This window comes from Novosphingobium decolorationis (assembly GCF_018417475.1).
GTDB classification, from domain to species: domain Bacteria; phylum Pseudomonadota; class Alphaproteobacteria; order Sphingomonadales; family Sphingomonadaceae; genus Novosphingobium; species Novosphingobium decolorationis.
The window spans coordinates 3,025,502-3,051,030 of record NZ_CP054856.1 but is presented as its reverse complement, the minus strand read 5'-3'; the positions used below and the strand labels follow the sequence as shown (position 1 = coordinate 3,051,030).

Genomic DNA, 25,529 nt, shown 5'->3' with positions numbered 1-25,529 from the left:
AGGGATACAAGGGATGAAGGTGGAAGGGCTGGCGGCCGTCGTGACAGGCGGCGCATCGGGTCTGGGCGGTGCCACGGCGGCGCGCCTTGCCGGGCTGGGCGCGAAAGTGACCCTGTTCGACCTCAACGAGGAGATGGGCACGGCCCATGCCGAACGGATTGGTGGGCGCTTCGCCAAGGTGGACGTGACCGACGAGGCCGGTGTCGCACAGGCCCTCGAAGAGGCCGAGGCCGTCAACGGAAAGGCCCGCATCCTCGTCAACTGCGCCGGGATCGGCCCGCCGCGCAAGGTGCTTGACCGCGATGGGAGCCCGATCCCGCTCGGCGACTTCGCAAAGATCGTCAACATCAACCTCATCGGCAGCTTCAACGTGCTGTCCAAGTTCGCCAGCCGCCTCCACGACGCGGAAGAAATAGAGGGCGAGCGCGGCGTTGCCATCAGCACGGCAAGCGTCGCGGCCTTCGAAGGCCAGATCGGACAGGCCGCCTACTCCGCCTCGAAGGGCGGGGTCGTGGGCATGACGCTGCCCATCGCGCGCGAACTGGCGCGCTACGGCATTCGCGTGATGACCATCGCGCCGGGTCTCTTCCTTACCCCATTGATGGAGAGCTTTCCCAAGGAAGTGCAGGACTCGCTGGGCGCACAGGTGCCCTTCCCCAGCCGCCTGGGGCATCCTGACGAATACGCACAGCTGGTCGAATCCATCGTCACCAACCCGATGCTGAACGGCGAGACGATCCGCCTCGACGGCGCGATCCGGATGTCGCCTAAGTGAGCGCGGCCTATATCGTCGAGGCGGTTCGCACCGCCGGGGGCCGCCGCAAGGGCGCCCTCGCCGGCGTCCATCCCGCCGACCTTGGTGCGACCGTGCTCGACGCGCTTGTCACGCGCGCGGGGATCGATCCCGCAACAATCGAGGACGTGCTCATGGGATGTGTCACGCAAGGGGGCGAACAGGCCTTTGCCTTCGGACGCAACTGCGTGTTGGCCTCGGGCCTTCCCGACAGCGTGCCCTCCGTCACGATAGACCGACAGTGCGGTTCCTCGCAGCAGGCGCTGCAGTTCGCCGCGCAGGCGGTCATGTCCGGCACGCAGGACCTCGTCATTGCGGCCGGGACCGAGAGCATGACCCGCGTGCCGATGTTCTCGAACATGTCGGTCTACGAGAAGATGGGCATCGGCACAGGTCCCTTCGCGCCCTCGATCCAGGAGCGCTACGGCGTCCCCGCCTTCAGCCAGTTCACCGGCGCGCAGATGGTCGCCGACCGCCACGGCCTCACCCGCGAGGCCATGGACCGCTTCGCACTCGACAGCCACCGCAAGGCCGCCGCTGCGATCCAGAGCGGTGCGTTCGATGCCGAGATCGTCCCTGTCGCCACCGCCAATGGCGCGTTCGCGCAGGACGAAGGCGTGCGCTTCGACGCCTCGCTGGAAGGCATCGGTGCGCTCGATCCGCTCACCGAGGGCGGCACGATCACGGCGGGCAATGCCAGCCAGATGACCGACGGCGCCTCGGGCGTGCTGGTCGCCAGCGAGGCCGCGCTCAAGACCCATGGCCTGACCCCGCTCGCGCGCATCCACGCCTTCGGCGTCAGCGCGGGCGATCCCGTGGTCATGCTCGAGGAACCGCTGCCAGGCACGCGCAAGCTCCTGGCCAGGACCGGCCTCTCGCTCGCGGACATGGACCTTTACGAAGTCAACGAGGCCTTTGCCTCGATCCCGATGGCCTGGGCAAAAGCGCTGGAGGCGGATCCGGCCAAACTCAACGTCAACGGCGGCGCCATCGCGCTCGGTCATCCGCTGGGGGCGAGCGGCACCAAGCTGATGACAACCCTTATCCACGCCCTGAAGGCACGCGGGGGCCGCTATGGCCTCCAGACCATGTGCGAGGGCGGCGGCATGGCCAACGTGATGATCGTGGAGGCGATGTAATGGCTCTCAAGACACGGATTACCCAGCTTCTGGGGATCGAACACCCCATCGTCCAGGGCGGCATGATGTGGGTGGGCCGCGCCGAACTGGCGAGCGCGGTCTCGAACGCGGGTGGCCTCGGCATCCTGACCGCCCTCACCCAGCCCACGCCCGATGACCTGCGGCGCGAGATCGACCGCTGCCGCTCGATGACCGACAAGCCCTTCGGCGTGAACCTCACCATCCTGCCCTCGGTAAACCCGCCCCCTTACGCCGAATACAGGAAGGCGATCATCGAGAGCGGGGTGCGCATCGTCGAGACGGCGGGCAGCGGCCCGCGCGAGCACGTCGAGGATTTCAAGAGCCACGGCATCACCGTGCTGCACAAATGCACCGCGGTGCGCCACGCGCTCTCGGCCGAACGTATGGGCGTCGACGTCATTTCGATCGACGGCTTCGAATGCGCCGGGCATCCCGGCGAGGACGACATTCCCGGCCTTGTCCTGATCCCCGCCGCCGCCGACCAGGTGAAGATCCCCATGTTGGCGAGCGGCGGCATCGGCGATGGCCGTGGGCTTGCCGCCGCGCTCGCGCTGGGCGCCGAAGGCGTCAATATGGGCACCCGCTTCTGCGCCACGAAGGAGGCGCCGATCCACGACAACATCAAGCGCTTCCTCGTCGAAAACGACGAGCGCGCGACCAACCTCATCTTCCGCCAGTTCCGCAACACCGGACGCGTCGCAAAAAACAGCATCTCCGACGAGGTGGTGACAATCGCGCAAGTCCCCGGCGCGCAGTTTCAGGACGTCCAGCCGCTCGTCTCGGGCGCACGGGGGCGCACCGCACTCGAAACCGGCGATACCGAAGCCGGACTGGTCTGGGCCGGACAGGTACAGGGCCTGATCCGCGACGTTCCCAGCTGCGCGCAGCTTCTCGCCCGGATGGTGTCCGAGGCTGAAAGCATCATCGCCTCGCGTCTGGGGGCAATGCTGGCCGAGCCGGTCGCGTGAACGCGCCAGCCCCGCGGGGCGCGCAAGGCCCGCTCAAGGGCCTGCGCGTCGTCGAATTCCTGGGCATCGGCCCCGGACCACAGGCGGCGATGATGCTCGCCGACCTCGGGGCCGAGGTCCTCCGGATCACCCGCAAGGGTGGCAACGGCTGGCCCAACCCGGTCAATGACCGAGGCCGCGCCGAGATCGAGATCGACATTCGCAGCAAGGCCGGACGCCTGCAGTGCCTCGAGGCGCTTGATAGCGCCGATGTCCTGATCGAGGGCTTCCGCCCCGGCGTCATGGAGCGCCTGGGCCTGGGACCCGACGATATCGCGCCGCGCAACCCCCGCCTCGTCTATGCGCGCATGACGGGCTGGGGGCAGGAGGGCCCGCTCGCCCGCACCGCCGGGCACGACATCAACTACATCGCGCTCTCGGGCGCGCTTGCGGCCATGGGGCGTCCCGGAGAGCCCGCCGCGATCCCGCTCAATCTCGTCGGCGATTTCGGGGGCGGTTCGATGCTGTTGGTCACAGGGATCCTGGCTGCGCTCTTCGAACGCACGACGTCCGGGAAGGGGCAGGTCGTCGATGCTGCGATCCTCGACGGGGTAACGACGATGATGTCCTTCTTCGACGGGCTGACTGCGACAGGCCAGCTCTCGCTCGACCGCACGGACAACCTCCTGGGAGGCGCCGCCCCCTACTACCGCACCTACCTGTGCCGCGACGGGCGTGAGATGAGCGTGGGCGCACTGGAGCCTGCCTTCTTCGCCGAACTCATCGCCCGGCTCGACCTGCCCCAATTTGCCGACGGACAGGCACCGGAACGCTGGCCCGCGATCGAAGCCGCCCTCACCGCGCGCTTCGCCGAGCATGACCAGGCTCATTGGATCCGCCTGTTCGAAGGCAGCGATGCCTGCGTGGCTCCGGTCCTGACCCTCGCGGAAGCCAAAGCGCACCCGCACCTTTGCGCCCGGGAAACCTATGTCGAATGCAATGGCCTGCCACAGGCCGCGCCCTCGCCGCGCTTCTCGCGCACGCCCGGGGCCGCGCGAAGCGATGCCGGTGAAGATGGCGCGGCGATGATTGCGCGCTGGCGGGAAGCGTGAAGAAAGAAAATACCATTCAAGGGGTTATTACCCCTTGACCCCATAACCGTCTTGCTCACCTCTCTCGGCTAACGATGCGTGAGCACCGTGAGGTAGCCAGTTTGGGGAGCCCGAGGGCGATGGCCCTCGGACCTATTCCTTTTTTCTTCAGTTCTTCCCAATCACAGCGTCGGGATCAGGAAGGCATTGGAACCATCGCCTCCGCCATCGGGCCAGCGCTGGGTGACGGTCTTCACCTTGGTCCAGAAGCGCATGCCTTCCATGCCGTACTGGTTGGTGTCGCCAAAGGCGCTGCGTTTCCAGCCACCGAAGCTGTGGTAGCTGACCGGCACCGGGATCGGCACGTTCACGCCCACCATGCCGACGTTGACGCGCGCGGCGAACTCACGCGCGGCGTGGCCGTTGCGCGTGAAGATGGCGACGCCATTGCCGTATTGGTGCTTGCTGGGCAGGGCGACGGCTTCCTCGAAATCGGCCGCGCGCACGATCTGAAGGACCGGGCCGAAGATTTCCTCGTGGTAGCTTTTCATGCCCGTCGTCACCCGGTCGAGCAGCGTGGGGCCCAGGAAGAAGCCCTTTTCGTGCCCCTGCAGCGTGAAGTCGCGCCCGTCGATGACCAGTTCGGAGCCTTCATCCACGGCCGTCCCGATCCACTGGACGATGCGCGCCTTGTGCTCGGGCGTGACGACCGGGCCATAGTGCGCGTCGGGATCGTGCGAGACGCCCACGCGCAGCGCGTTGATCGCGGGGATAAGCTTTTCGCGCAGGCGCTCGGCCGTATCCTCGCCCACTGGCACCACCACGGGAAGCGCCATGCAACGCTCACCTGCAGAACCGAAGGCCGCACCGCACAAGTCGTTCACCACCTGGTCGAGATCGGCATCGGGCATGACGATGCCATGGTTCTTGGCCCCGCCCATCGCCTGGACGCGCTTGCCCGCCGCGACACCGCGCGAATAGACGTACTGGGCGATGTCGGACGAGCCTACGAAGCTGACCGCCGCGATGCCGGGATGATCGAGAATGGCGTCGACCATCTCCTTGTCCCCATGGACGACCTAGAGCAGACCCTCGGGCGCGCCCGCCTCGACGAAGAGCTCGGCCAGGCGCACCGGCACGCTGGGATCGCGTTCGCTGGGCTTCAGGATGAAGGCGTTGCCACACGCGATCGCCATGCCGAACATCCACATCGGGATCATCGCGGGGAAGTTGAACGGGGTGATGCCTGCGCCCACGCCAAGCGGCTGGCGCATCGAGTAGACATCGATCCCGCTGCCCGCGCCAACCGTGTATTCGCCTTTCTGGGCATGGGGAATGCCACAGGCGAACTCGATCACCTCGAGCCCGCGCTGGATGTCGCCCTTGGCATCGTCGACGACCTTGCCGTGCTCGCTCGCCAGGAGTTCGGCAAGTGCCTGCATGTTCTCTTCCAGGAGCTGCTTGAAGCGGAACATGACGCGTGCGCGGCGCTGCGGGTTGGTGGCCGCCCATTCGATCTGGACCCGGCTTGCGGTTTCCACTGCACGGTCGAGCAGGGCCGCATCGCCCAGCGGAACTTCCGCCTGCACTTCCCCGGTGGAGGGATTCCAGACCTGGTGGACACGGGCGCCAGAGCCGGTGCCCGAACTTTCGCCGCAGATGAAATGATCGATGGTGCGCATATCCGTTCCCGTTTCTCGCGTTTCGTGTTCTAGCTCTCGACCCAGTCGCTGGTCAGCGCGCGGGGTGAGAGGTACTTGGTCCGCGTCCACCCGCCATCGACCACGATCGACTGGCCATTGATCATCTCGCCCCCCGGTGAGCACAGGAACGCGATGACGTTCGCCAGATCCTCGGCTTCGGCGAGGCGGGGATAGGGCGTGGTCTCCACGTTCACCCGCTTGAACGTCTCATCCTCGAAACGGTGCCGGACCATGTCGGTCATGGTAACGCCGGGCGCGACGCAATTGCTGCGAATGCCGCGCGGCCCGTACTCCGCCGCCATGTGCTCGGTCAGCGAGCGAAGCCCGCCCTTGGCCGCCGAATAGGGCCCGCCGCGCTTGCCGCCGATCATCGCGAAGGTGCTGGTGACGTTCACCACGCAGCCGCCCTCGCCCATGTGCGCGATGGCCTCGCGGCAAAGGCGAAAGGGCGCGCGCAGCATGACGTCGAGGAAGAGATCGAGCGTGGCATCGTCGGTCTCATGCAGCGGGGTCGGGCTGCCGAGCCCCGCGTTGTTGACCAGCGTATCGATGCACCCGAAGCGCTCCAGCGCGAAGTCGACGATGGCGTGCGGAGCATCCGCATCGGTGATGTCGAGCGCCAGTGTGGCCAGACGCTCCTCGGTGCCCAGAGCCTCGGCGAGCCCCGCCAGCTTGTCGGCGCTGCGCCCGATGCCGACGATGGCATCGCCCGCCGCGTGCAGGGCCTTGGCCGTAGCAAGACCTATGCCGCTGCCTGCCCCCGTGATGATGCTGGTACGCGCCATCTCAGAAACCCAGATCTTCGATCTGGCCATCGAAATTGTGCTGCAGCTTGCGCGTCGCCGCGCTCAGCCGCTCGCCATCGATGCCCTTCAAGTGCCCGTCGATCACGCGGTTGTAGTTGCTGATAAGCCCCTCCACACCGCGTCCGAGCCGCATGTAGTCAAAGCCTTGCGCGTGAAGGCCCTGCTGCTGGATCGGGATATTGCCATAGTCCTGGCGTGGGATCGGCGGGAACTCCTCGCTGTCGTAGGGCAGCAGGGTCGGCTCGGTGACGCTCTGGTGGTTGTCCTCGGGCGCGAAATGGGTGAGCGACCACAGCTCGAACAGGCACTCCTCGGGGCCGAGCGGACGGATGCGGTAGGCCGACGCGCTGCTCATCGTGGGCAGCAGGAAATAGTGCGGAAAGAGGAACTCCACCGCCTGAACCGGATGGGTCTGGGCCAGCGTGTTAAGGTCGGGAATGTCCTCGCCGCGCGCGCGCAGCTGCTCGACCACCTGGTGCTGGACGATGCCGTACCACATCGGGATGGCCTGGGCCGGGTCCTCGGGCAGCTCGACATCGAGAAGGTGGCTGGCGATCTCCACTTCCTTGGCGTGGACCATGCCCGCCATGCCCTCGTTCAGGAGCTTCATGTGCTCGAACTGGGCCTGGACGTTCTCGCGCACGGTGAGGCCGGGGTTGATCGGCAGGCCGATGCCCCCTGTGTCCATGCCGTACATCGTGTTGTAGAGCTGGGGCAGCTTGTGCTGGAGCTGCGGGTGCGTCTTCATCACGTGGTAGCCTTCCATGAAGGCCTCCATCGCGATCTTCCAGTTCGCCGGCAGCTTCGTGGCATACCACCACTCGGCCTTGAGATCGTCGAACCCGCGCATTTCCAGCGCTTCGAGCACGGGACCCAGGCTCTCGCGCAGCGACGGAGCCGCCTCGTCGAAGTTGATGAAGGCGCAGCCGATCGCGGTTTCCACGCGGCAGGGACGCAGCGCCAGGTCGGCCGCGTCGAGCTGCTCCTCGGAGAAGAAGTGCTTGCCGTAGACGAAGGTGTTGTCGCCCTCCATGTTCCAGCGCCAGCCGTGGAAGGGGCAGATGAAGCCCGCACTCTTGCAGTTGCCCTGCCCGCCCGGCTCGGCGATGGGCACGCCGCGGTGGCGACAGGCGTTGTGGTAGGCCTTCACGCCCTCGCTGCCCTCGCCGGTGCGCACCACGATCACCGATTGGCCCAGATTGCTGTACTCGATCCAGTCGCCCACGTTGGGGATCAGTTCGAGACGCGTCGCCATCTGCCAGACATGGGGCCAGAGCCGCTCGGTTTCCGCGCGGTAGAAGGTCTCGTCGTAGTAGCGTGCCGCCGGGATACGTTCCGGATTGGTGACGAGATGGGGCACATCGAAGCGGGCGGCAGGGTCGGCCTCGGCCATGGCGAAGGATCCTCTCTCGAACATGTTTGCAGCGATGCTTAACGCCCGCCCCTCCGATCACGAAGGCGCCCGCCCCAGCCACCGCTCGGGCGATGTCAGACGGCCATTTCGGCCAGTTCGGCGCGCAGGACGTGCTTCAGGACCTTGCCCGCCTCGTTGCGCGGCAGGGCCTCGCGCAGGACCACCTGCTCGGGATACTTGAAGCGGGTGACGCCAGCGGCCGACAGGTAGTCCGCCAGCATCGGCACGTCGGGAATGGCGCCGTCGCTTGGCACGATGACCGCGCAGGCGCGCTCGCCAGTGCGCGGGTCGGGCAAGCCGACGATGGCGATGTCGGCAATCGCGGGGTGGCCGGAGAGCAGGTCCTCGATCTCCTTGGGCGCGATGTTCTCCCCGTTGCGGATGATGAGGTCCTTGATCCGTCCGGTGACGGTGAGAAAGCCACCTGCATCAAGCGCGCCCTGATCGCCGCTGCGGTAGAAGCCTGCGGCATCGAACGCGCCCTCCTCGTCTTCCTGCCGGATATAGCCCGCCAGCATCTGGGGGCCGCGCGCGCGGATCTCGCCGTCGGGAGCCAGGATGACCTGCGCTATTCCCGCCTTGCCGTCGGTCTGCGCGGCCTCGGGCATGCCCTTTTCATCCAGAGATCCGACCGTCGTGACCGGCACCTCGGTGCTGCCGTAGACCCGGCTGACGCGGGCGCTCGTGAACCAGGCGCTCGCCTCCTCGATCAGCGCGGGCGGCACCGAGGCTCCTCCGCAGATGAAGACCTTGAGCGCGTCCAGATGGTCTCCCTGCGCCTGCGCCGCGCGCAGGATCTGTTCGAGGAACGGGGTCGCGCCCGCCATATGGGTGATCCTTTCCGCCTGCATGAGGTGCAGCCCCTCCTGCGCGTTCCACTGGTCGAGCAGCACGGCCACGCTGCCCAGCAGCACCGGCCCCTCGAAGGCGTAGATCGAGCCGCCGATATGGCTGATCGGCGAGGCAACGAGGAAACGGTCCCCCGGCGCAACGTGCCAGTAGGCGCCGATCTGGTGCAGCAGTGCGCCGAGCGAGTTGTGGGTATGCAGCACACCCTTGGGCCGCCCGGTCGTGCCCGAGGTGTACATCACCATGCGCACCGCGTCGGGATCGGGGTGACGGATGGTACGGGGCGCGCTCGCCTCCAGGATCGCCGCATAGTCCTGCGTGCCCGCGACCGGCCCTGTGCCGCGCACGACGACGATCTCGGGGCCGTGCTCCATCTCGGCGGCAATGCTGGTCAGCATCGCGGCGTAGTCGAAACGGCGGAATGTCTCGGGCACGAAGACCACGCGGCTCTTGCAGTCGCGCAGGATGAAGGCGGTGTCGCGCGTGCGCAGCGAGGGCAGGATCGGGTTCGCGACAAGCCCGGCGTAAGTCGCGGCAAGGTAGATCGTCGCGGCCTCGTGCCAGTTGGGCAGCATGAAGGAGACGACACCGCCCGGCGCGACGCGCTCGCCCAGCCAGGTGCCCAGGCGCAGCGCGCGTTCGTGCAGTTCGCCCGCGCTCAGCCGCACCTCACCCTCCACCAGCATCAGCCGGTCCGGCTCGGCGGCAGCGAGGCGCGGCACGAGATCGGCAAGCGTCTCGTCGCGCCACCATCCCTCGCGGCGCGCAGCCTGCGCGCGCTCCTCGTCCCAGCGCAGGCTCCAGCCTTCGATCTCGCGGCGCGTCATTTCACTCCACCTCCTTGTTGCGCGCAGTCAAGGCAGGCGCGCACGCGAAGGCAACCGGCAAGGCGCAGGGCGATGCCACTCATCGCGCGGGTGATACCGCAAGGCGATGCGCAGGCCTCGCGCGCGCTTCGCGCTATGTCCCGGCCAAAAGCAGACCCGGAGGAAGAGAATGCAGCTTGAAGGCAAGGTCGCCGTCGTCACCGGCGCGGGCTCGGGAATTGGCCGCGCGATCGCCCAGCGCTTTGCCCGCGAGGGCGCACAGGTGGGTGCCTGGGACCTCAACGGCGAGGGCGTGGCCCAGACGGTCGAGGCGATCACGCAGGCGGGCGGCACGGCGATCGCCTGCACCGCCAACTGCGCCGATGCGACCGAGATCGCCGCGGCCGCCAAGGCCACGCGCGACGCCTTCGGGGAGATCCAGATCCTGGTGAACAACGCCGGGATCGCGCCCTTCGTGCCCTACGCCCAGATCACCGACGCGCAGTGGGACCAGATCATGGACATCAACCTCAAGGGCCCGCACCTGTGCATCCGCGAGATGCTGCCCGCGATGCTGGAAGCAGGCTGGGGGCGTGTGGTCAACATCACCTCCTCCTCGGTGCAGAGCGGCTCCTTCGCACAGGTCCACTACGTCACCTCCAAGGGCGGTGTGCTGGGCATGACCAAGGCCCTCGCGCTGGAATTTGCCGCGAGCGGCGTCACCTTCAACATGGTGCCGCCCGGCTTCGTCGACACCCCGGCGCTGCGCGCCGCCCCGGTCGACATCGACACCTTTTCGCAGACCCTGCCGATGAAGCGCGTGGGCCAGCCTGACGAGATCGCGGCGGCCTGCGTGTTCCTGGCCAGCGAGGGCGCGAGCTACGTGACCGGCCAGACGATCAGCGTGAACGGTGGTCGCTACATGGGCTCGGCCTGACACGCACCCCGGCCCTGCCACCCGATATCGCCGGGGCGTGCTTCATCCACGCGCCCGGGCGAACTATATTCAGCCCCAGAACAAGGGAGGATTTGCCATGGCCGTCGAGACCCAGACGACGCTCACGCACGAGACCATCAAGGACAAGATCGGCGCCTACGTCCTGAATTCCAAGGAAGAACTTCTTTCCGGGTCGCTCGGCGATGCACTGCGCGACCTGCTGGAAGACCGCGGCGTACTCGTCTTCCCGAAGATCGGTTTCACCAACGAGGAGCAGATCGCCTTCACCAAGACGCTCGGCACCTACGCGCCCGAGCGCAAGGGCGATGAGGAAGAGGTCACCAAGATCAGCATCGACCCCGCCATCGCCGGGCCGACCGCGGAGTACCTCAAGGGCTCGCTCTACTGGCACATCGACGGGACCATGCAGGAGGTGCCAATCCTCGCCTCGATCCTCTCGTGCAAGAAACCCTCGCCCAAGGGCACGGGCAACACCGGGTTTTCCAACACTTACGCCGCCTACGACGCGTTGCCGCAGGAGGAGAAGGACCGGATCGAAGACCTCAAGGTGCGCCACGGTGCCTGGGCGACGCTGTTCTTCTACAACCCCGAACCGCCCGTCGCGATGCTCAAGGGCATGCAGGCAATCGGCGACAACACCCTGCCGCTGGTCTGGACGCACAAGTCCGGCCGCAAGTCGCTGGTGATCGGCAACACCGCGCACACCGTGGTCGACATGGACGTGATGGAAGGGCGCCTGCTCCTCAACGAACTGCGCGAATGGGCCACCCGCGAGGAATTCACCTACAGCCACGAATGGTCCGAGGGCGACCTCGTCATCTGGGACAATACCGGCACCATGCACCGCGCCGAGTGGTACGATGTGACCAGCGGCCGCCTGATGGTGCGCACCAAGCTGGAGGGCGAAGAGCCCTTCGCCTGAGGCAAGGTAAAGAGGAAGATAGTTCCGAGGGCCATCGCCCTCGGGCTGCCCGAACTGGAGACCTCACTTCTCACCCGCAACTTGGGTAGAGAATGGTGAGGTTGCCCATTCTGGGGTCAAGGGGCGATGGCCCCTTGAAGTGACTGCTTCTCTTACCTGTCTTCCCCGCGCAGCCAACGGCTTCGGTCAGTCCTGCGCCTCGGGCATCCCCGCCTGCATGTAGCGGGCGAGGTTCGTGTGCAGGCTGGCCACCGCGCGCTCCATGTAGGGATTGGGTTGGGCACCGCGAAACCCCGCGCTCTTCATGCCCTGCTGGACGGCCGCCATGTTGCCGAAATCCTGTTGCAACACCGGCGGCCATTCGTGCGGCTCGGTGTAGGTCCACGCTGTCTCGGGCGCCTCCCCTTCCGGGTAGAGCTCGTAGACCGCCGCCTCGAAGATGCATCTGTCCGGGTCGCTTCCATAGGGGCGCGCGGCGTAGCACAGCATGTTGTTCACCGCCTGCCCGATCTGGAAGTTGGGAAAAACCTGCCAGGCCGTCCCCGCCTTCGCCGTGTGTGCGGGGGCGACCACCGGCCAGTCGACCCCGCGCGCGGCATCGTCCCGGCGCGAGGCCGCGATCCAGTGGGCGGAAACCTGTGCTGGCGGAGTTCCTTCGGGCAGTTCCTGCGCCAGCCGTTCGGCCGCGCGCACCATCGTCATGGTCGTGTTGGTATTCGCATTCTCCCAGGTGAAGCGCTGCATCTCGGCGGTCGAGAGCCGGGCATCGCCGGTCCCCACGCGCAACTTGCCCGCGTCCTCCTCCCTATCCTTCGCCGTCTCATAGCCAATGTGCGAATGGAGCCCCTCCTGGCGCGCCCAGCCCCGGAACTGGCCGAAGGCGTTGAACTCGGGGTGGGTCGTGGCGACATGGTAGGTCTCGCAGAAGGCCTCCATCGCCACCTTCCAGTTGCACTCGAACACGATCCACTTGCGCCAGCGCGCGCGCATGTCCTGCAGGCGATAGGGATCGAGCATCTCCGGGAGCACGCCAAGATAGGCTTCCAGACTCTCCCCCTCGGGATCGAGGCTGATCCAGATCCACCCACCCCAGGTATCCACGCGCACCGGCGTCAGATCGGCGCGCCCGTTGCACAAGGCCCCTTGCCAGTCGTCCTCCTGCGGCACGTGGGTGTTCGCACCATCAAGGCCGAAGCTCCAGCCGTGGTAGCCGCAGATGAACCCGCGCGCCTGCCCTTGCGCATTGCGCGCGCCCGGCGGCGTGTCGACCAGCCGCCGCCCGCGATGGGGGCAGACGTTGTGGTGCGCCCTCAGGCTGTCAGGACCCGTGCGCACGATAACCACCGAATCCGGGCCGATGTCATACGTGATGAAATCACCGGTCGCGACCAGGTCCTCGACCCGCCCCGCCTGGAGCCAGACCTTGCGCCACAAGCGATCCTGCTCGGCGCGGGCATACTCGGGCGAGACATAGGCCTCGGCGGGGACAAGGACCGACTTTGCAAGGTCGGCTGCGGGCGCGATCTGGGGTTCGTGTGCCATGGCCGGATTCTTGCGCCCGACCTCCAGCCACCCACAAGGTTGCCTCCCTTTCATCGCCCCGGCGAAAGCTCGTGAGCCGCGTTGCGCCACACCGCGAGCGGAGCCTAGCCAATGCGGGTCAGAAGGAGAGGACGATGGACGAATTGCGCTTCGATGGCCGCGTGGCCGTGATCAGCGGCGCCGGGCGGGGCCTGGGACGGGCCTATGCGCTCCTGCTCGCCAACAGGGGCGCGAAAGTCGTCGTCAACGACAACGGCAGCGCGATCCTGGGCGAAGGGGAGGACGAGGGCCCGGCGCAGCAGGTCGTGCGCGAGATCGAAGCGGCGGGCGGCGAGGCGCTCGCCTCTGTCGACAGCGTCGCCACTTGCGAAGGGGCGAGCGCCATCGTCCAGAGCGCGCTCGACGCCTTCGGGCGCGTCGACATCCTCATCCACAACGCGGGCAACGTGCGCTACGGCGCGCTCGACGAGATCGCGGTCGAGGACTTCCACTCGGTGCTCGACGTGCATCTGATGGGCGCGTTCTACCTCGTGCGCGCGGCCTTCCCGCACATGAAGGCGCAGAACTACGGACGCGTCGTCCTTACCTCCTCCATCGGCGGCTTCTATGGCAACCAGGCCTGCGTGAACTACGCGGTCTCCAAGTCGGGCATGATCGGCCTCTCCAACGTGATCGCGCTGGAGGGCGAGGAGCACGGTATCCGCAGCAATCTCATCCTGCCCGGCGCCATGACGCGCATGGCCGACGGGCTCGACACCTCGCAGTATCCCCCGCTCGGCCCCGAACTCGTCGCGCCCATGGTGGGCTGGCTGGCGCACGAGGACTGCGCACTCTCGGGTGAAGCGCTGGTTGCGATCGGAGGGCGCATGGCCAAGATCGACATGCTCGAGACCCACGGCGTCTTCCAGCCCCACTGGACCATCGAGCAAGTCGCCGCGCGCATGGAGGAAATCGCCGATCCGGCGACCTACGCCGACCTCGGCCTCCATGGCTACCGCGCGCACCTGGGGCAGAGTTTCGAGATGGCCAGGAACGGCCGCCTTCCCGCCGAATAGGAAGCGGAAGGTGCATCCTGTGACCGCCCGCGCGGAATGGAAGGCGCATTGGGGCGTGCCGCTGGCCGCCGCCCTTGGCTACGCCACCAGCGTCATTCATATCTATGGCCTTGGCGTCTATATCGAGCCGATCAGCGAGAGCTTCGGCTGGTCGCGTGCGACCACGACCTTCGGCATGACCATCGCCACACTGATCCAGGCCGTGTTCGGGGTGCCCATCGGCATGCTCGTCGACAAGGTCGGCCCGCGTATCCTGGGCATCATCGGCATTCCGCTCACCTGCGCGGCCTTTACCCTGCTCGGCACCGCAAGCGGCAGTGCCTGGCAATGGTACGCGCTGTGGACCCTGATGGCGCTGGCCACGCTGCCGGTGCAGGCAACTGTCTGGACGGCCGCGGTCGCCAGCCGCTTTGCCCGCTCGCGCGGCCTCGCCTTCGCGATCACCTTGTGCGGAGCCTCGGTTGCCGCCGCGCTGTTCCCCTGGCTGGGCGCGCGTCTCATCGCCGCCTACGGCTGGCAGAGCGCGATGGCCTGGCAGGGCCTCGCCTGGATGGCGCTGGCCTGGCCGGTGATCCTCGTCCTGTTCCGCACAGGACGCACGCCGCCCCCGGCAAAGGACGATGCGCCCGCCTCCCGCACGCCCGCCCCCGAAGGCGTGAGCTTCCTCGAAGGCCTGCGCTCGCCTGTCTACCTGCGCCTCCTCGTCGCGAGCCTGCTCTTCACCTTCACCGTGCTGGCGCTGGTCGTCCATTTCGTGCCCATCCTCACCGATGCCGGACTGCCCCCCGCACGGGCCGCCGCACTGGCCTCGCTGATCGGGCTTTTCTCCATCGCCGGACGGCTCGGCACCGGCCTCCTCCTCGACCGCTTTCCCGCGGCCTACGTAGGAGCGGCGATCTTCCTCCTGCCCGTCGCGAGCGGGCTCATTTTGCTGGGCGCGGGCGCGCAAGGCGCGGTTCCCGTCGCCGTGCTGATCGGACTGACACTGGGCGCCGAGGTCGACGTGATCGTCTACCTCGCGACGCGCCACTTCGGCCTCAAGGCCTTCGGTGCGCTTTACGGAGGGCTGCTCGTCGCTCTCTCCGTCGGCACGGCACTCGGGCCGCTTGCGGCCTCGGCGGTCTACGACCGGACCGGGGGATACGACATGTTTTTGCTCACGACCCTCGTCCTCATGGTTGCAGCCAGCCTCGCGCTGTTCAGCCTGCCCCGGCCCGCGTTCGGGCATGAGTAAGAAGTCCAATTTCAAGGGGCCATCGCCCCTTGACCCCGGAATGGGCGACCTCACCTCTCTCAGCTAAGGCAGCCTGCGCAAGGTGAGGTCGACGGGTTCGGGGAGCCGCCCTCACCCCCAGAGCGCATCCGCTGCCGCCGCCGCGCTTGCTCCGCGCCCGCCCAGTTCCCCGATCAGGGCCTTCAGACGGTAGGTCCAGAAGTGCAGCGGATGTTCGAGCGTCATGCCCATGGCGCCAAGGAACTGGTGAAAGTCGTAGACCGTCGAAGTCGCCGATTCCTGCGCGTGCCAGGCCGCGAGCGCAGCATCGGCCGGATCAAGCGTGGCCGCCGCCTTCATCGCCATCCAATACGCCCCGTTGGTGCGCACCTGCGCTTCGGCGAGGCGATGGCGCAAGGCCTGGAAGGTCGCCAGCTTGCGCCCGAACTGCGTGCGCTCGGAGAGATGCGCGCACACGCTGGCAAGCGCGGCGGCCATCAGTCCGGCCGCCTCGGCCGCCAGCGCCGCGCGGGCACGTGTGCGCGCCTCGCTCGGCGTGATCGGCAGCGCCGTGCGCTCCTCGGGAATCTCCAGCAGGCTCGCCATGGGATAGGCGAAGAGACTGTCAGGCTCAGGCTGCAACTGGCCTTCCCCTGCGGTGAAACAGGTAACACCCTGCTCCTCCAGCACGATCACGCAGGCCCCCGGCTCCAGAAAGCGCACGAGTCGGGGCGTGCGTGTCCCTTCGACCAGACAGACCGGCCCGGACCCCTCCTCCAGCAATGGCGCAAAGAAGGCGCGCGTCGCCGCTTCCACGGCGAAGGGCAGACGGGCGAGGCGTTCCACCACCACGCCCGCCGTCGCGGTGCCCAAGTCCGGGTCGCAGGCAACATCGAGAAAGCCGCTTTCGGCCAGTGCCCGCGCAAAGTCCGGGCTGGCGGCCACCAACGGCGCTTCGTGCATCGGCGCCTCCTCGAAGGGGCGGGCCAGGGCATCAAGCGCGTCACGGATGGCGCGCTGGTCCTCGTTGAGGGCAACCTGCATCAGCGCGCCTCCCGTGGCAGGCCCAGCACGTCGCTGGCGATGATGTTGAGCTGGATCTCGGCGGCGCCCGCCGCGATCCCCGCGACGATGCCGCGCTGGTGGTGCATCTTGAGATAAGGGTGCGCGTCGGCCAGCGCCTCGGGCAGGTGCTCGACGATGAATTCGCACACCCGCCGCTCGCACATGACCGTGGCGTAGCGCGCCGAGGAACTTTCCTGCCCGATCGTCTCGCCTTCGGCGCGGCGGGTGACGATGGCGTAGCTGGCGAGGCGGGCTGCCTCGCACAGCGCAGCCGCACCTGCCGCCTCGATCCGCACCGCCTCGCGCACGAAGTCACCCCGTTCCTGCAGGATTGACACGGCACGGTCGAGCGCGCTTCGCGCGAGGGCATAACGTGGAATGCCCAGCCGCTCGTTGCGCAGCGAATAGGCGATGATTTCCCAGGCCTGCCCTTCCTCGCCCAGCCGGGCGCTGGCGGGCACGCGCATGTCGTCGAAGAAGACCTCGTGGATGTCCCCCTCCCCAATGATCGAGGGGATCTGGCGCACGGTGATGCCGGGCGTATCCATCGGCACAAGCAGAATGGTGATGCCCCGCTTTCGATCCTCGCTCGTCCGGCACAGGAGGAAGCAGGTGTCGGCAAGTCCGGCATAGCTGGTCCAGATCTTCTGCCCGTTGACCACGTAGTCACCGCCATCGGCCACCGCGCGCGTGCGCAGCGAAGCAAGGTCGGAGCCGGAACCCGGTTCGGAAAAACCCTGACACCACAGCGCCTTTCCTTGCGCGATCGGCGGAAGATAGCGCGCCTGCTGCTCGGGTGTTCCGTAGCGGATCAGCGTCGGGCCGATCCAGTTGACGTTCATGTACTGCCCGCCGCGCGGCTCGCCCGCGATCCACATTTCCTCGGCCAGGATCGTCTGGTGCCAGGGGTCCTGCCCCTGCCCGCCGATCTCGACCGGCCAGTGCGGGATGAGCAGGTCTTCCTCGGCCAGCCTGCCACAGAAGGTCTGCGCATAGCGGGTCAGGTCCGGGGAGGCCGGGCCATGCTGCGCAAAGCGCTCCCAGTCGTCCGGCAGGGTCGTGTCGAGAAGATCGCGCAGGCGCTCGCGGAAGGCCTGCTCGTCGGGCGTCCAGTCAAAGTCCATGCACAGGGGCCTAACCCGCCCCACCCCCGCGCGGTAGCATCGTGCGCCCGATATCGCGGCGGCGAGCTTGAAGGTCGCGCGCACAATGGGGCCTAGCTTGCTCCATGACGCAAGAAGACGACGCCCTGAGACGCGAAATCCGCGACTGGATCGCGCGCGAAGCGCCCCGGGACTGGCGCACGGCCTCCACGCACGAAGCCTTCGTCGCTTCGCAGCGCTCCTGGTTCGCCAAGCTGGTGGGGGCGGGTTACGCCGTGCCGCACTGGCCGAGGGAATGGCCCGGTGGCGGGCGGTCGCTGGCCGAACAGAAGATCATCTACGAAGAGCTGGCGCGCGCCGACACGCCGCGCCTCCTCCTCTCGTTCGTGTCGACCTACCACGCCTTTGCAACGCTGGCCGAATGCGCGAGCGCGCAGCAGCGCAGCCACTACCTGCCGCGCATCCTCGAGGGTGAGACCTGGTGCCAGGGCTTTTCCGAACCGGGCGCGGGGTCCGATCTGGCCGCGATCCGCAGCCGGGCCGAGCGGCGCGGCGATGTCTATGTCGTCTCGGGCCAGAAGGTCTGGTCGACCATGGCCCAGTACGCCGACATGTGCCTGCTGTTGGTGCGCACCTCAGCCGATGGACCCAAGCAGGCAGGGCTCACCTACCTCCTGATGGACATGCGCCTGCCGGGTGTCAGCGTGCGCCCGATCCACCAGATCCAGGGCGACGAGGAATTCGCCGAGATCTTCCTCGACGAGGTCGAAATCCCGGTCTCCCAGCGCGTGGGCGAGGAAGGCGCAGGCTGGGCCGTCGCGCAAGCCACGCTCGCCTCCGAACGCGGGCTGACGCTGATGGAACTCTCGTACCGCATGCGCGGCGCGATGTTGCGGCTTAGCGAGGCGGTCCACGCCGCCGGGCGCACCTGCGATGCCGGTGTCCTGCGCAAGCTTGGCGCGCTCGCGACGCGGGTCGATGCGGTCTGCGCGCTGGCCGACCGCTTCCTGCAGAAGCGCATGGACGAGGACGAACGCGTGGGCGATGCCTCCATCGTCAAGCTCGCCTATTCGCGCTGCCTGCGCGCCTGGACGAACCTTGGCGTCGAACTGGCGGACCTTGCCGGACAGATGCACGCGCCGATCACCTTCGGCGATCTCAACAGCGGAAACTGGATGGCCGATTTCATGAACAGCTATGCCTGGACCATCGCGGGCGGGAGCGACGAAGTGCAGCGCAACATCATTGCCGAGCGCATGCTGGGAATGCCCCGCGAACCGAAGAACTGGATCACGGAGGCCAGGCCATGAGCGCCCTGCGCCGCGAACTGGAAGACAACGCCCGCAAGGTCTTTCCCGACTGGCAGGCCGCGCAGGACGCCGAAGGCTCCTGGGCACAAATGGCCGAGCTGGGCTGGTTCATGGCCGGCGTGCCCGAAGCGCTCGGCGGCCTTGGCCTCGAACGGCGCGACCTGGCCGTGATCTTCACCGAAATGGGCCGCGCGCGCATGCCCGGGCCGGCTCTGGCCCAGTTCCTCGCGCTTGAGGCCCTGGTCCAGGCCCCGGACGTCCCCGGTCGCGAGGAGCTGCTGGAAAACGCCATGGCGGGCGCGGCGATCACGACCTCGCTCACCATCGCCGGAGACGGCCTTAGCGCCGTGCCCGATGCCGATACGGCAAGCCAAATCCTTGTGCGCAGCGCCGACGAGGTGGCTCTGGTCGGCCTTGCAGGCGCAAAGATCACGCCCTTTCCCACCTGGGATGGCTCGCGCCGCCTGTTCAGCGTCGAACCCGCACCCGATGCCCCGCGCATCCCGCTGGCGGCGGGTGCCGAAGCCGCGGCCCTGACCGAACGGCTCGACGGCCTTCTGTGCCTTGGCCTTGCGGGCGATGCGCTGGGCGGAGCCGAAGCTGTCCTGGCCATGGCGATCGAGTACCTCGGCACCCGCCGGCAGTTCGACCGGCCGCTCGCGATGTTCCAGGCGCTCAAGCATCGCGCCGCCGACCTCAAGGTCGCACTGGAAACCGCAACCGCGCTTTATGAGGCCAGTAGCGAGGCCGCTCCCCTCGCGCTCGGCGCAATGAAAGCCCACTGCTGCGAGGTCTACAAGCAGGTCGCCGAGGAGGCGGTGCAGTTCCACGGCGGCATCGGCCTCACCGTCGAGTATCCGGTCCACCTGTTCCTGAAACGCGCGTTCCTGAACCGCACGCTGGGTGGCAGCGCGGCGTTCTGGAACGAAAGCGCAGGCGATGCGGTGCTGGAACGGACGTCTGCGGGATAGTCACGAAGGAATTCCGAACGGGCAACCTCACCTTACGCGCGCCACCGTGGCCGAGACAGGTGAGGTTGCCCATTTGGGGGTCAAGGGGCAATGGCCCCTTGAATCAACTTATTCTCTCACCCCATCAGCGTCTGCGCAGCGGCAACCATCTGGTCAGGCTGGACGATATAGGCGTCCTCCAGGACCTTCGCGAAGGGCACCGGGCACTTGGGCGCGCCAAGGCGACGAACCGGGGCCTTGAGAACGCCGAACAGCTCTTCCGAAACAGTCGCGGCGATTTCCGCGCCGGGCCCGAAATCGCGCACGGCCTCGTGCGCGACAAGGAGCCGCCCGGTCTTGCGCACCGAGGCGAGCACGGTTTCGCGGTCCCAGGGCGAGATGGTGCGTAGGTCGATGAGTTCGACCGACAGGCCCGCCTCGGCCATCGCGGGGAGCGCCATCTGTGCGCGCACGGTCTGGCTCGACCAGGTGACAATGGTAAGGTCCGAACCCTCCTGCACGATGCGCGCCTTGCCGAGCGGGATCGGCCCCTGGTCGTCCGGGACTTCGGCGGGCACGAACAGCGAGCCCGCGCTCTCGATGAAGATGCACGGGTCCGGATCGTCAATGCACGACAGAAGCAGGCCCTTGTAATCGACCGGATTGGACGGCGCGACGACCTTGATCCCGGCTGCGTGCGCGTACCAGCCTTCGAGGTGGTCGGCGTGCTGGCCCGCGGTCTGCCAGCCCGCGCCCGTCAGCGTGCGAATGGTGATCGGCACCGAGGTCTGCCCGCCCGACATGAAGCGCAGCTTGGCCGCGTGGTTGAAGATCATGTCCATCGCGACCGTGGTGAAGTTCATCAGCATGATCTCGGCCACCGGCTTGTACCCGGCAAGCGCGGCGCCAATGGCCGCGCCGATGATGGCCTGCTCCGAGATCGGGGTGGAGCGCACGCGCTCGCCCCCGAACTTTGTCGAAAGGCCCGCCGTCGCGCCGGTCACGCCGCCGCCTTCGGGGTCGGCGATGTCCTCGCCAAGCACAAGCACCTTGTCGTCGGCGGCCATGGCCTGATGCAGCGCCGCGTTCACGGCCTGGAGGCTGTTCATCTTGCTCGTGCCAGTGTTGTTTGTGGCCGCGCGGGTTGTCGTCGTGCTCATGCCATCATCTCCTGGGCAAAGACATCGCGGCGGATCTCGTCCACCGACGGAAGTTCGCTGGCGAGGCCGAAGTCACGGGCCTCGGCCACCTCCGCCTCGATCTTCGCCTGCATCGCGGCAAGCGTCGCCTCGTCCACGTGGCCTTCGTCGAGCAGGCGCTGGCGGAAGAGGGGCAGCGGGTCCTTCTCCTTCGCGGCGGCCAGTTCGCCCTCGGCCATGTACTTGTTGTCATCGCCCAGGACGTGCCCGAGGAAGCGGAAGGTCGTGCATTCGAGCAGGGTTGGCCCCTCTCCGTCGCGCGCCCGCGCAATCGCGGTGGAGACTTGCGCGTACATCTCCCAGGGGTCGTTTCCGTCGACCGTGAAGCCGGGCATGCCGTAGCCGATCGCGCGCTTGGAGATTTGGTCGACCGAAGTGCCGTTCTCGAAGCGGGTGTGTTCGGCAAAGCCATTGTTGGGGCACACGAAGATGACCGGCAGCTTCCAGAGCGAGGCCAGGTTGAGCGACTCGTGGAAGGCCCCGATATTGGAGGCGCCATCGCCGAAATAGGCAATGACCACGCGCCGCGAACCGTCGAGCTTGGCCGCCCAGGCAAGGCCGTTGGCAATCGGCATCGAGGAGCCCACGACGCCCGTCGTCACCATCACGCCCGTCGGCGGGTGGGTGAGGTGCATCGGGCCGCCCTTCCCCTTGCAGGTGCCATCGATGCGGCCCGCGATCTCGGCCCAGAGGGGTTTGAGCGGCATGTCCTTGGCGACCATGTCCTGGATGCCGCGGTAGATCGTGCAGATCTGGTCCTCGTCGGTGAGGAAGTGGGAGATCGTTGCCGGGATCACCTCCTGCCCGCGCGCGGAGTAGTAGGGCATCTGCAGGCGCCCCTTGCGGATGGTGGAGAGGATCGCGTCGTCGTTGCGCTCGATCCGCAGCATCCGGCGGAAGATGTCGGTCAGCGCGGCGGAATCCGGCTGGGGGGCGTTACTGGGTTGGGTCATGGGAAAACCTCGCTCGCTTCAGGCGTCGAGGGGAACTGTCAGGGGCCACGCGGGCAAGGTCAACGAGAGCCGCTGCGCCACGGCGATATCTCGGGAACACCCCGAACAAACACCTGTAAAACAGGCTTATTCAGGCCACCTCGGACAGCGCAACCCAGCGCCTCTCCGCCTGCGCGCGGGACATCGCCTCCTGGCAGCGCTCGACTTCCAGCGCGCGGGCGAAGTCGGGCGCCGCGGCGCCCTTGCCTCCAATCGCGGCGACCATGCGCTGCATGGCCAACGCCATCGGGAAGCAGGGGGGGATCGGGAAGCTTGCGTCGATGGCCAGGTCCGGGTCCACCCGGTACGCCTCGGGGATGTCGAGCGCCTGCAGGTCACTCGGCGCGTGCGGGTTGGGCTTGTCCTGCGCCCTCAGGCCCCACAGCGTGCAGTCCTGCGCGCTGGGAAAGGTGGGCGCGCGGGTAACCAGTCGCCCTTGCGTCCCGTAGATGTCGAGCAGCCAGCCATCGTGCATCGTCATCGCCCAGCCCGCCTGGAGCTGCACGATGGGCCCGTTCGCAAAGCGCAGCAGCGCGTTGCCGGTGTCGGTCGTCTCGGGCGTGACCCGCTCGCCGTCCTCATAGACCCATTCGGAGAGGACCTGGCGATCGTCGGCCACCACCTCCTCGACCGGTCCCAGCATGGCCAGAAGCGGGTAGAGCGCGTGGCTGCCATTGTTGCGCAGGCCCGAAACCCCCGCGTCGCCACGCGCGAACCAGTTGTAGGGAAACTGCTTCGAGGCGCGGTTGAACAGCGAGATGTTGAGATGGCAGGTCCCGCCGATGGGCGTGCCGATATAGCCTTCGTGCACCAGTTCGATCTGGCGGCGCACGGCGGGCACGTATTCGATGAAGGCATCGACCACGCCCACCGCGCCCGAGGCCTGCCAGGCCGCGTCGATGGCCTTGGCGCCTTCCCATCCCGGTGCGTGTGGCGAGGCGTTGTAGACGTGCTTGCCATGGGCGAGCGCGGTCTCGAGCCAGGGCTGGCGGAAATTGGGCCGGGTGCCCAGGTCCACGATGTCGATATCGGGGTCACGGCACATTTCGTGGGCGTCCCAGAAGGCGCGCTCCACCCCCAGCTTCTGCGCGGCCGCGCGCGCGGTCTCCTCGCGCGAGGTGCAGATCGCGGTCACCTCGACGCCGGGCACCGCGCGCCAGGCGGGAAGATGGGCCATGCCGCCCCAGGCAGCGCCGACAATACCGACCTTGAACGTCATCGGCTAAGCCTTATTCGATCATGCCGACGATGGTGCCGACCTGGACCGTCTCGCCCTCGGGCACGGCGATGCGCAGAATACCGGAGGCCGGGGCCTCCACCTCGTTGGTGGACTTGTCGGCTTCGAGCAGGAACAGGCACTCGCCCTCGGTCACTTCCTCGCCCTCGCCAAAGGTCCATTCCGCGATCTGCCCCTCGGTCATCGAGAAGCCGATCTTGGGAAAGATGATCTCGGTCGCCATGCTGCTATGCCTCCGCCCTCATGTTCGTGAAGTGATGTCGGGATCTGTTCTGACCCCGCACCCGACCCGCTGCAATTGCGCGTTTGCCTGCCCGCCATTCTATCGGCCCGGCGATGGCGCGCGGGCCGGGAATGAGCGCTCAGGCCTGGTTGCGCGTCGCCCAATCGTCGACTTCGCCCGGCTTGAAGGTACGGGCCGGCCCTGCGCCCGAGGCGGTCTTGAGATCAAAGCCGATGGGATCGACATCGCCCTCTATCGGCACGCCGAAGGAGGACAGCGCCCAACTCGTCATCACGTAGTGGCCGATGGACATGACCAGATCCATCATCTGGCGCCGGTCATAATGGCGCGCGAGGCCCTCCCAGGTCGCATCCGAAACGCTATGCTGGTCCATAAGATCATCGACCGCATCGAGCACGAGGCGGTCCGCCTCGCCCCAGCGCCCCGCGCCTTCGGGGTAGTCGCGGATCGCGGCGATATCCTCGAGGGTGAGCCCGGCGTTGAGGCCGTAGCCGACATGGTTGTGCCATTCATACGCGCTCTTCACCCGCCAGGCGACGCGCAGGATCAGCAGTTCGAGCGCGCGGGTGGGCAGCGTGTTGGTCATCAGGAGGTGCCTGGCCCAATGGTTGTAGGGCATGGCCATGTCCGGGTGGTTGGCAAGCACCATCATGATGTTGGTGCGCGAGCCTTCCTCGCGCGCATTGGGCTCGCCCCAGAAGGCGAAGACATCGCGTGCAGGCTCGGTCCATTCCTCACGCGGGAGGTTGGGCAGGCGGCGGGGCGGTGTCGTCATCACGGGGTCTCCCTGTCGGGATGGGGGGTGTCGGTCCGTCCGGCATCGCGGGCGAGCTGGCGTTCGCTCTGGGCAAGGTCAGCGCGATAGTGGCGCGCGGCCATGGCGAAGCTGAACGTGGCGGGAAGCGCCAGGACCGTGCTGGAGAGGAGCGCGATGCGCAGCGCATCCTCTCCAAACGATGGAGCGAGCGCATCGCTGAGAACCCCCAGCAGCGCCGGTCCGAAGCCATAGCCCACGAGGTAGACCGCCATCAGCGTCATCGCCGCCGTCGTCGCGCGGGCCCAGACGGGCGGCAGCGTGGTGCAGACCATGATGAGCGGGGCCGCGAAGATCCCGCCGGTGAACGACAGGAAGCCCGCAAGGCCATAGAAGACCCCCATCGAAGGGGCGTTGAAGAGCACGACAATTGTGAGCGCAGCCCCCAGACTGGCGGCGATACCAATGCCCATCTGGCGGCGCGGATCGCGGCGCCCCACCCAATCGGCGAGCGGCCCGCCGACAAGGTGGCCGACGAAACTGCCGGTCCCCACCGCAGCCCCGAGCCAGGCCCCGAACTCGACCGGCGCGAGCCCCTGCGTGCGGGTAAGATAGGCCGGAATCCACCGCAGCAACCCGTTGACCATGAGCGCGAGGCAGGCGAGCGCGACGATCATCCAGAGGATCGTGCGCAAGGCCGCGATAGCCTTGAGCGTCCGCCCCAGTCCCGGCTGCGGAGGATCGGCGCGCAACCCATCCGCCAGGCCCTTGGGCACGTTGCGCACGGTGAGGTAGAACAGCGCGGCCAGCACCAGACCGGGAAGCCCGGCAACCAGGAACGCCGCACGCCAGCCATAGGCGGCGACCACGTAGCCGCCGATTGCGTAAGCCAGGCCCATGCCGATGGCGGGGCCGGTCATGTAGATCGAGGTCACCGTGCCGCGCTGGTGGCGCGGGAACAGGTCGGACAGGAGCGCAGGGCCGGGTGAACTGAGCCCCCCCTCACCCAGCCCCACGCCCATGCGCGCGACGAACAGGTGGGTGAAATTGCGGGCAAGGCTGGAGGCGGTCGTGGCCAGGCTCCAGATGACGATGCCGGCTGCAATCACGATCTTGCGCGGATAGCGATCCGCCAGACGCGCGAGCGGGATCACGGCCAGCGCGTAGACACCGGCATAGGCGATGCCGTTCAGCGCCCCGAGCTGGCCATCGGAAAGGCCGAAATCGGCGCGGATCGGCTCGACCAGAATGTCGAGGATCTGCCGGTCCACCGCGCTCAGCGCCGAAATCAGCGTCAGGAGAGCGAGGACATAGGCGCGGTAGGCCATGCCCGGAAGTTCGGGCGGCGCGCCAGTGGCAACGGCCCCCTCTCCGGTCGCAACCTCGCTCTCGGCGATGGAGGTGTCGGTCAGCATG

At 67.4% G+C, this 25,529-nt stretch carries 22 protein-coding genes and 1 pseudogene; 10 read left to right on the top strand and 13 right to left on the bottom strand.

The annotated features are described in order from the left end of the window. Positions 1–13 precede the first annotated feature (13 nt). The 4 genes from HT578_RS14295 to HT578_RS14280 are packed head-to-tail and all read left to right on the top strand — an operon-like array spanning position 14 to position 4,012. A complete protein-coding gene (locus HT578_RS14295) occupies positions 14–775 on the top strand; it encodes an SDR family NAD(P)-dependent oxidoreductase (RefSeq protein WP_213500210.1) in 762 nt (253 codons plus the stop codon). Continuing rightward, entirely contained in the window at positions 772–1,932 is a 1,161-nt protein-coding gene (locus tag HT578_RS14290; protein ID WP_213500208.1) for an acetyl-CoA C-acetyltransferase, read from the top strand. The genes HT578_RS14295 and HT578_RS14290 overlap by 4 nt, the downstream gene beginning before the upstream one ends. Further along, positions 1,932–2,921 carry an NAD(P)H-dependent flavin oxidoreductase gene (locus tag HT578_RS14285; RefSeq protein WP_039389499.1) on the top strand — a complete coding sequence of 330 codons (990 nt, stop codon included), beginning with the start codon at positions 1,932–1,934 and terminating at the stop codon, positions 2,919–2,921. The genes HT578_RS14290 and HT578_RS14285 overlap by 1 nt, the downstream gene beginning before the upstream one ends. Then, a complete protein-coding gene (locus HT578_RS14280) occupies positions 2,918–4,012 on the top strand; it encodes a CaiB/BaiF CoA transferase family protein (protein WP_213500206.1) in 1,095 nt (364 codons plus the stop codon). Before HT578_RS14285 ends, HT578_RS14280 begins: the two co-directional genes overlap by 4 nt. A 161-nt stretch (positions 4,013–4,173) precedes the next feature. On the opposite strand, the pseudogene HT578_RS14275 reads toward HT578_RS14280, so the two are convergent. The 4 genes and pseudogenes from HT578_RS14275 to HT578_RS14260 all read right to left on the bottom strand — a co-directional run bounded on the left by HT578_RS14275 (position 4,174) and on the right by HT578_RS14260 (position 9,590). Then, a pseudogene (locus HT578_RS14275) lies at positions 4,174–5,673 on the bottom strand (CoA-acylating methylmalonate-semialdehyde dehydrogenase). A 29-nt stretch (positions 5,674–5,702) separates the two neighbouring features. Then, positions 5,703–6,479, bottom strand: a complete 777-nt coding sequence (locus HT578_RS14270; protein WP_213500204.1) for an SDR family NAD(P)-dependent oxidoreductase — start codon at positions 6,477–6,479, stop codon at positions 5,703–5,705. A gap of 1 nt (position 6,480) precedes the next feature. Beyond that, a complete protein-coding gene (locus HT578_RS14265; RefSeq protein ID WP_213500202.1) occupies positions 6,481–7,893 on the bottom strand; it encodes an aromatic ring-hydroxylating oxygenase subunit alpha in 1,413 nt (470 codons plus the stop codon). 95 nt (positions 7,894–7,988) lie between these two features. Next, positions 7,989–9,590 (bottom strand): AMP-binding protein, encoded by a 1,602-nt coding sequence (locus tag HT578_RS14260; protein ID WP_213500200.1) that lies wholly within the window; start codon positions 9,588–9,590, stop codon positions 7,989–7,991. 169 nt (positions 9,591–9,759) lie between these two features. On the opposite strand from HT578_RS14260, the gene HT578_RS14255 reads away from it, so the two are divergent. Both HT578_RS14255 and HT578_RS14250 read left to right on the top strand, forming a co-directional pair. Continuing rightward, positions 9,760–10,506 carry an SDR family NAD(P)-dependent oxidoreductase gene (locus HT578_RS14255; RefSeq protein WP_213500198.1) on the top strand — a complete coding sequence of 249 codons (747 nt, stop codon included), beginning with the start codon at positions 9,760–9,762 and terminating at the stop codon, positions 10,504–10,506. Positions 10,507–10,603: 97 nt separating this feature from the next. Beyond that, entirely contained in the window at positions 10,604–11,449 is an 846-nt protein-coding gene (locus HT578_RS14250; RefSeq protein ID WP_213500196.1) for a TauD/TfdA dioxygenase family protein, read from the top strand. 186 nt (positions 11,450–11,635) lie between these two features. On the opposite strand, the gene HT578_RS14245 is transcribed toward HT578_RS14250, so the two are convergent. Next, positions 11,636–12,991 carry an aromatic ring-hydroxylating oxygenase subunit alpha gene (locus HT578_RS14245; protein WP_213500194.1) on the bottom strand — a complete coding sequence of 452 codons (1,356 nt, stop codon included), beginning with the start codon at positions 12,989–12,991 and terminating at the stop codon, positions 11,636–11,638. Positions 12,992–13,125: 134 nt separating this feature from the next. On the opposite strand from HT578_RS14245, the gene HT578_RS14240 reads away from it, so the two are divergent. Further along, positions 13,126–14,046: an SDR family NAD(P)-dependent oxidoreductase gene (locus HT578_RS14240; RefSeq protein ID WP_213500192.1), complete on the top strand. Its 921-nt coding sequence runs from the start codon at positions 13,126–13,128 to the stop codon at positions 14,044–14,046. Positions 14,047–14,065: 19 nt separating this feature from the next. After that, a complete protein-coding gene (locus tag HT578_RS14235) occupies positions 14,066–15,280 on the top strand; it encodes an MFS transporter (protein ID WP_239026300.1) in 1,215 nt (404 codons plus the stop codon). Positions 15,281–15,391: 111 nt separating this feature from the next. Here HT578_RS14235 and HT578_RS14230 read toward each other — a convergent pair whose 3' ends face one another. Continuing rightward, a complete protein-coding gene (locus tag HT578_RS14230; RefSeq protein ID WP_213500188.1) occupies positions 15,392–16,303 on the bottom strand; it encodes an acyl-CoA dehydrogenase family protein in 912 nt (303 codons plus the stop codon). Next, entirely contained in the window at positions 16,303–17,448 is a 1,146-nt protein-coding gene (locus HT578_RS14225) for an acyl-CoA dehydrogenase family protein (RefSeq protein WP_213500186.1), read from the bottom strand. Before HT578_RS14225 ends, HT578_RS14230 begins: the two co-directional genes overlap by 1 nt. A 104-nt stretch (positions 17,449–17,552) precedes the next feature. Between HT578_RS14225 and HT578_RS14220 the strand changes: the two genes are divergently transcribed. Next, positions 17,553–18,737, top strand: a complete 1,185-nt coding sequence (locus HT578_RS14220; RefSeq protein WP_213500183.1) for an acyl-CoA dehydrogenase family protein — start codon at positions 17,553–17,555, stop codon at positions 18,735–18,737. After that, positions 18,734–19,708: an acyl-CoA dehydrogenase family protein gene (locus tag HT578_RS14215; RefSeq protein WP_213500181.1), complete on the top strand. Its 975-nt coding sequence runs from the start codon at positions 18,734–18,736 to the stop codon at positions 19,706–19,708. Before HT578_RS14220 ends, HT578_RS14215 begins: the two co-directional genes overlap by 4 nt. 116 nt (positions 19,709–19,824) lie before the next feature. On the opposite strand, the gene HT578_RS14210 is transcribed toward HT578_RS14215, so the two are convergent. The 6 genes from HT578_RS14210 to HT578_RS14185 all read right to left on the bottom strand — a co-directional run bounded on the left by HT578_RS14210 (position 19,825) and on the right by HT578_RS14185 (position 25,528). Further along, positions 19,825–20,847: an alpha-ketoacid dehydrogenase subunit beta gene (locus tag HT578_RS14210; protein WP_213500179.1), complete on the bottom strand. Its 1,023-nt coding sequence runs from the start codon at positions 20,845–20,847 to the stop codon at positions 19,825–19,827. After that, on the bottom strand, positions 20,844–21,839 hold the full coding sequence (locus tag HT578_RS14205) for a thiamine pyrophosphate-dependent dehydrogenase E1 component subunit alpha (protein WP_213500177.1): 996 nt from the start codon (positions 21,837–21,839) through the stop codon (positions 20,844–20,846). Before HT578_RS14205 ends, HT578_RS14210 begins: the two co-directional genes overlap by 4 nt. Positions 21,840–21,969: 130 nt before the next feature. Beyond that, on the bottom strand, positions 21,970–23,097 hold the full coding sequence (locus HT578_RS14200; RefSeq protein WP_213500175.1) for a Gfo/Idh/MocA family protein: 1,128 nt from the start codon (positions 23,095–23,097) through the stop codon (positions 21,970–21,972). Between the two features lie 10 nt (positions 23,098–23,107). Then, positions 23,108–23,338: a biotin/lipoyl-containing protein gene (locus HT578_RS14195; protein ID WP_039389519.1), complete on the bottom strand. Its 231-nt coding sequence runs from the start codon at positions 23,336–23,338 to the stop codon at positions 23,108–23,110. Between the two features lie 139 nt (positions 23,339–23,477). Next, positions 23,478–24,134 (bottom strand): carboxymuconolactone decarboxylase family protein, encoded by a 657-nt coding sequence (locus HT578_RS14190; RefSeq protein ID WP_213500173.1) that lies wholly within the window; start codon positions 24,132–24,134, stop codon positions 23,478–23,480. Then, positions 24,134–25,528 (bottom strand): spinster family MFS transporter, encoded by a 1,395-nt coding sequence (locus HT578_RS14185; protein ID WP_213500171.1) that lies wholly within the window; start codon positions 25,526–25,528, stop codon positions 24,134–24,136. The genes HT578_RS14190 and HT578_RS14185 overlap by 1 nt, the downstream gene beginning before the upstream one ends. Position 25,529: the final 1 nt, after the last annotated feature.